The 6292-nt window shown below is 45.5% G+C and carries 3 protein-coding genes and 2 rRNA genes; all 5 read left to right on the top strand.

From position 1 onward, the window contains the following. A 23S ribosomal RNA gene (locus BM358_RS09590) occupies nucleotides 1–241 on the top strand; the annotation flags it as partial. Nucleotides 242–392: 151 nt separating this feature from the next. Then, nucleotides 393–509: ribosomal RNA gene (rrf, locus tag BM358_RS09595) — 5S ribosomal RNA — on the top strand. A gap of 956 nt (nucleotides 510–1465) precedes the next feature. Continuing rightward, a complete protein-coding gene (locus BM358_RS09600; protein WP_028541396.1) occupies nucleotides 1466–2290 on the top strand; it encodes a thioesterase II family protein in 825 nt (274 codons plus the stop codon). Between the two features lie 216 nt (nucleotides 2291–2506). After that, complete coding sequence (locus tag BM358_RS09605; RefSeq protein ID WP_028541395.1) at nucleotides 2507–4402, top strand: ABC transporter ATP-binding protein; 1896 nt, start codon at nucleotides 2507–2509, stop codon at nucleotides 4400–4402. Beyond that, the gene (locus BM358_RS09610; RefSeq protein ID WP_028541394.1) at nucleotides 4377–6242 is read left to right on the top strand and encodes an ABC transporter ATP-binding protein; all 1866 of its coding nucleotides are present in this window, start codon (nucleotides 4377–4379) and stop codon (nucleotides 6240–6242) included. Before BM358_RS09605 ends, BM358_RS09610 begins: the two co-directional genes overlap by 26 nt. Nucleotides 6243–6292: the final 50 nt, after the last annotated feature.

Below are 6292 nucleotides of genomic sequence, written 5' to 3' on the forward strand. Positions count from 1 at the left end.
CTTAGTACGAGAGGACCGGGATGGACGTACCGCTGGTGTACCAGTTGTTCCGCCAGGAGCACCGCTGGGTAGCTATGTACGGAAGGGATAAGCGCTGAAAGCATCTAAGCGTGAAGCCCCCCTCAAGATGAGATTTCCCAATTAGTAAGACCCCTTGAAGACGACGAGGTAGATAGGTTGGGGGTGGAAGTGCAGTAATGCATGGAGCTGACCAATACTAATCGGTCGAGGGCTTATCCTAAGAATAAAACGCAATGAGTTTCGGATCCAGTTTTCAGGGTGTAACCTTGAAAGTATGTACAAGTGACATATGATAAGCGCATGGCTATTCATTCACACGATAAGTGATGAACCGAATAACCATACGGAAGAATTTACGATGTAAATTCATGTTTGGTGGCGATAGCGGAGGGGTTCCACACGTACCCATCCCGAACACGACCGTTAAGCCCTCCAGCGCCGATGGTACTTGGACCGCAGGGTCCTGGGAGAGTAGGACGTCGCCAAGCAAGATAAAAGAGCACAGCCTTGATGGGCTGTGCTCTTTTTGTATACCATAAGGCTTTCGCGTTTTGGAAAATATACAAGAAACCCATACATATACTCCATTCCACTAAATTAATATGATTGGGGGATAACTACAATAAAGCTTACAACACTCTGCATATCGACCGATAGTGAAGTCAAACATAATGAAATTTATAAAGCAGCAAGTCTCCAACAACAGGGAGCCTTGCTGTTTGCCGTTACTGTTTTTTGAGGGGGAAGATTAAAAGTAAGGCTATAAATTTCTAGAGAACAGGTACTTTTGAAGCGAGATAGAAACGTTTCTATTAGAGTTTGAAAAGAAAATTCATAGCTTTGGGAGAGAAAAACTCAATCCGAACTGAATTTTTTAGACGAAGAGTCAGAAAAAAATATGAAAAATATAGTCATTTAGGACTATGAAATAACAATATTTATTACAAAATTAAAGAGTTATTAATTTTGGCTTATGTGAGCTTGATACAAATTAGATCCATTATTTAGGAGGTTAAAGAGAGTTGCGGAAAAAGGCGGAATTTGTCGGATGATATCAGGTTGAATTTGTTACATTTATGTTAATGGCATGTAAAGATAAAATTGTTGTAGGATAAGGGGTTGGAGCTTCAATGTAAATCATAATGAGTTTAGTTTTACAAAATTCGTGAAAACCAAAAATTTCGTTTTAAACTAAATTAACAGATCATGATTGACAGATAACTAATACAAAAAGTGAAATTGTTGCTTTTGAAGTTTGGAAACAAATAACATAATATGGATTTTGTTTTATTTTTATGAGCTCCATCAATTTAGCCCTTTTGTCCCATGCCAAGCGGTTTTAAAGTTTGTATATTTAAAAACAGTTAGAAAGTGCTGGAAGAAAAAAAGAGATATAAGGATTTACTGTAAAATTATGAACTGCATAGAGGATGGAGGAATTCATTTGACAACTCGATCACAATCTTGGTTCGCAAAAACAGAGGTCCAACCGACTGCGAAGCTCCAACTATTTTGCTTCCCCTACGCTGGTGGTGGCGCTTACATATTTAACTCTTGGAAGTCTAGGTTCGCGCCTGATATTAACGTGTTGCCTATACAACTTCCAGGACGTGAAAGCCGCTCAACAGAAGCTCCAATGGATACTCTTCAGGACATCGTTCAATCGTTGATTCCCGCTATGGCCCCATACATGCATAAGCCGTTCGCTTTTTTTGGGCACAGTATGGGTGCACTGATTGCATTTGAAACAGCACGACAGTTGTACAGCAAAACTGGAAAGCTACCTGTGCATATCATCATATCTGGTAAATCCGCACCACATCTTCCATACTCCAAAAAACGACTCCATGATTTAGCAGACGATTCTTTCACCGAAGAGCTTCGTTTGATGCAGGGAACACCTGAAGAGGTGCTGCAAAATGCAGAATTGATGCAAATTATTATGCCTCGTCTGCGTGCAGATTTTAAGGTATGTGAAACTTATGTTTATCAGCCGGGAAATCCACTGGTATGTCCGATGACCGTTTTAGGCGGAATGAAGGATTTTGAGGTTAGCACAGATTCACTCCATGCCTGGCAACAGCATACGACATCACCTATGGATGTTCAGATGTTCGAAGGTAATCACTTTTTCATCCATGAACAAGAACAAGAAGTTATGAGCGCAGTCGAGAACATTCTTTCTACATCCTCGCCGATGGCCCACGCGGCGGCAGCTCATACAGCTTACAACACAAGCACCCTACAACCACGATTCAGACAGAGTTGAATGTCCCACACATCACGATACACTTCGTTATTACCATCTCAGCAACAATCGACAACCAACCCACAAACAAGATGCAAATTCCAGCATAGTTCAAAATCGCATTTTATTCTGTACGGATACTCATGCATCCAAACCCAGAGTTTATCTCAACGACGTCCACAGCCAATATAAAAAGTTCGCACTGAAAAAGTGTGGGCAACGAAAAGAGGGATGCCCTTGTTTCGATCAAATTCTGCTTTTCGGAGACTCGCACGTTATGTAAGGCCGTATAATCTATGGGTTTTCATAACGGTGATCGCCTCCTTGTGTTTGGCAGCTATTGACATTATTTTGGGTAAGGCTATTGAGCAAATGGCACAGGGGACATTCTCCTCTACCCAGAACATGATCTATCTGGTTGTTGGGATGACGCTAATTGGAATGCCCTGTAAGTTTGTGATGAGGTACGCTTCAGCGCGTTTTAGTGTTAGTGCTCTGCGCGACTTGAGAGGCGATCTCGTACATAAGTTTTGCGATTTACCGGTTTCCAGCGTGGAAAGGAAATTTACCGGAGATTTGGTATCCCGTCTAACCAATAATACGGCAGTATTACAGAACTTTTTTATCCAGCAGTTTTCCAATCTGTTTTATTTACCGCTTGTGTTTACGGCATCACTCATATTGCTTTTACTGACAAGCTGGAAACTGATATTGGCAAGTCTTGCGCTCATGCCAATAGGAATGATCATAACATCACTAATGAGCAAGCCGATTGAAAAATATTCCGCAGATCTTCAGGAGAAAATTGCTCATTTGAACGCTGTGGGGCAAGATGCAATCGGAGGAATCCCTATCGTCAAGGCATTCAATATGCAAGCTGTGCTGTTGAAGAAGTATATGGTGATTATGGAGGAGGTCGTCAAGCGCGGCTTAAGGCTAGAAAAGCGCTATGCAGCCATTACTCCAGTAGGTGTGATGATGCTGGCAACACCAATTATTTTGGTCATTGTATACGGAGGATACCTGATACAACATGGAGAGCTGAATGCTGGAGGCATAGTACTTTTTTTATACCTGATTTCGTTCATATTACAGCCGATTGCCATGCTGCCGACAATCATTTCGCAAATGAAGGAAGCGGGTGGAGCCGCAAAGCATTTGTTTGAGGTGCTGGATTGGCAGAATGAACGTCAGGACGGCGAAATGACCTTGGTAGATCAGAGGCGAGAGAATAGGGCGCCTCATTTGGAAGACGATGCAGATGGGGAAGCCAACCGAATGAGTGAAGGCGGAGCAGAAAGCGATGATGGCGTTGATGGTGTTGCTGTAGTCAGCTTTGAGCATTTGACCTTTGGCTACGATGAAGGGAACACAGTGCTGAAGGATATCAGCTTCCAGGCAGGGCAAGGGGATATGGTGGCGATTGTCGGTGCCAGCGGTGGCGGTAAAAGCACGATTTTCAAGCTGCTTTGCGGATTTAATGAGCCTGGAGAGCATGCCGGAACCATTCAACTATTTGGAAAGAGTTTGACAGATTGGAATTTAACAAGCCTGCGCAGTCATATTTCGATGGTATCTCAGGAGTCGTCGCTTTTTCCGGCCACCATTGCAGAAAATATCGGATATGGACGTCTGGAGGCGACTCGGGAAGAAATTGTCGAGGCGGCGAAAGCGGCACATGCGCATGATTTTATTGTTCAACTTCCCGAGGGCTATGAAACCCTGTTGAGCGAGCGGGGAGGCGGATTGTCTGGCGGTCAAAAACAGCGTATTTCTATAGCAAGAGCATTACTGAAAAATGCTCCGCTGCTTTTATTGGACGAGCCGACTTCAGCACTCGATAGTCAGTCGGAGGCTCAGGTGCAGAATGCGATGAATGCGGTAATGCAAAACCGGACGGTACTGGTCATTGCTCATCGACTGTCAACCGTACGTCAGGCGAACCGTATTATTGTACTCGATCAGGGGAGCATTGTGGAATCGGGTTCTCATGAGGAATTACTAGGTCGTGATGGTGTGTACCGAAAGCTGTATTTGAAAAATTTTGAAGAAGAACAGCATACGGCGGAAAACGGTAATTCGTTGCCTGAGGAAAGGAGTGAGCGTCGTGACCTTCAAGCAGGGGTTTTATGAATTTAAGCAGTTGATGTCCCTGATGAAGCCGCATCGAAAATGGTATTTTACCGGGCTGGTTGGCAATAGTCTGACCAATGCCAGCATCACGATTTTACTTTCTTTCGTGGTGCATTATTTGCTGAATTTTGCGGTTAATGGCGATGTACAGGAGCTATACCGAGCGGTCTATTTGGTCAGTGGTACATTTTTGGCATTAAGTCTTATTTCCCCCCTGTGCAGCTATATGTATAAACGGTGTGTAAAGCTGGCGATTGCCGATGTACGAATGAAACTATTTGGCCACATTGTCAAGCTATCGTACGAAAAAGCCGAAAAACACCATTCGGGTGATCTTGTATCCCGTATGACGAACGATGTACAGGCGCTGGAGCAGGCTTACACCGTTCATATCCGCTCGATTATACTAGAAATTTCGCTTTTCTTGGGCTCGTTGGTCATTTTGATGGTTCTGGATTGGCGATTTGGGATTATGGCGGTTTTACTTGGGCTGGCTTCAGCCTGGATAAACGCTCATTTCGCGAAGAAAATGCGAAAGACGAGTGAAGAGTTACAGGGACGGATGAGCAGGTTCACGGAACGATTGAGTGATTTGCTTTCCGGTTTGCAGACGGTGAAGTTGTTTGGGTTGAGGACAAAGGTAGGTGGACTTTGTAACGATGCAAGCGAGGACATAAACCGCATCAGCATTCGGCAGGGACGTCATATGGGCTTGCAGGATATGTGCAATTTTGTCATAGAGTTCATCACGCTGGGCGGTGTGCTTGTCGCCGGATTGATTCTGGTATCGCAGAAGCAAATGGAACTGGGGGTATTGGGACAGATTGTGCAGCTGCAAACCGGTATTTCAACGGTGTTTTTGGAGCTAGGGGCGGCTGTAACACTGTTACAAAACTCCTTGGCAGGCTTGGCGCGTATCCGCGAAATTCTGGATGAGTCGAAGGAAGAGGAGCAGTTCCCCGCGGCTAAAAAGAAGGGACCGCTGACTAGGCTTATCGATCCCGAGACGGCAGCTTTATCAGCCCGTGAATCTGGGGGATTCTATGGCGATGTTGAGAGCTTGCGTTCAGACCACGCCATTGAACAGACTCCGGCTGCGCTGGAGCTGCACGACATCACCTTTGGCTATCAGCCTGACCATCCAACGCTGCAAAGGTTAAACTTGGTCGTGCCAGAAGGGCAGGTAACCGCGCTTGTCGGCCCGAGTGGTGGTGGCAAAAGCACAGTCATGAAGCTGTTGCTGGGATTTTACCCACCGGACGAAGGTGTGCTGCGGGTTCGTGGTCGCTTGGCAGAAGAATTTCCGTTGGATGAGGTCAGGGATTTAATGGCCTATGTACCACAGGAGGCTACGCTGTTCCACGGTACAGTAGCGGATAATATCCGTTTTGGCTCACCGGCTGCCACGGATGAAGAAGTAGAGGCTGCGGCCAAAACAGCCTATGCCAGCGGCTTCATAGGCGAGCTGCCAGAGGGGTACGACACGATTGTCGGTGAACGCGGAGCCAATTTGTCCGGCGGTCAAAGACAGCGGATCGCAATTGCCCGTGCTTTGCTCAAAAATGCACCGATTTTGCTGTTGGATGAAGCGACCTCGGCTTTGGATGCAGAATCGGAATATGAAGTCCAGCAGGGCTTAAATGAGCTGATGAAGGATCGTACGACATTAGTTATTGCCCATCGATTGTCTACGATTGAACGGGCGGATACGATCTGTGTCCTTGCCGATGGCGAACTGAAAGAGCAGGGTACCCATGATCAGCTCCTTGCCGAGGGAGGTCATTATGCAGAGCTGTATGAGCTTCAATTTCGAAAGCATCCCGAGGAACAAACCGCATAAATATGCGAATTTCCTTTTTACCAATATCTATTTTGCGAGGAGAGAAACGG

This window comes from Paenibacillus sp. cl130, from assembly GCF_900116035.1.
GTDB lineage: Bacteria > Bacillota > Bacilli > Paenibacillales > Paenibacillaceae > Paenibacillus > Paenibacillus polymyxa_B.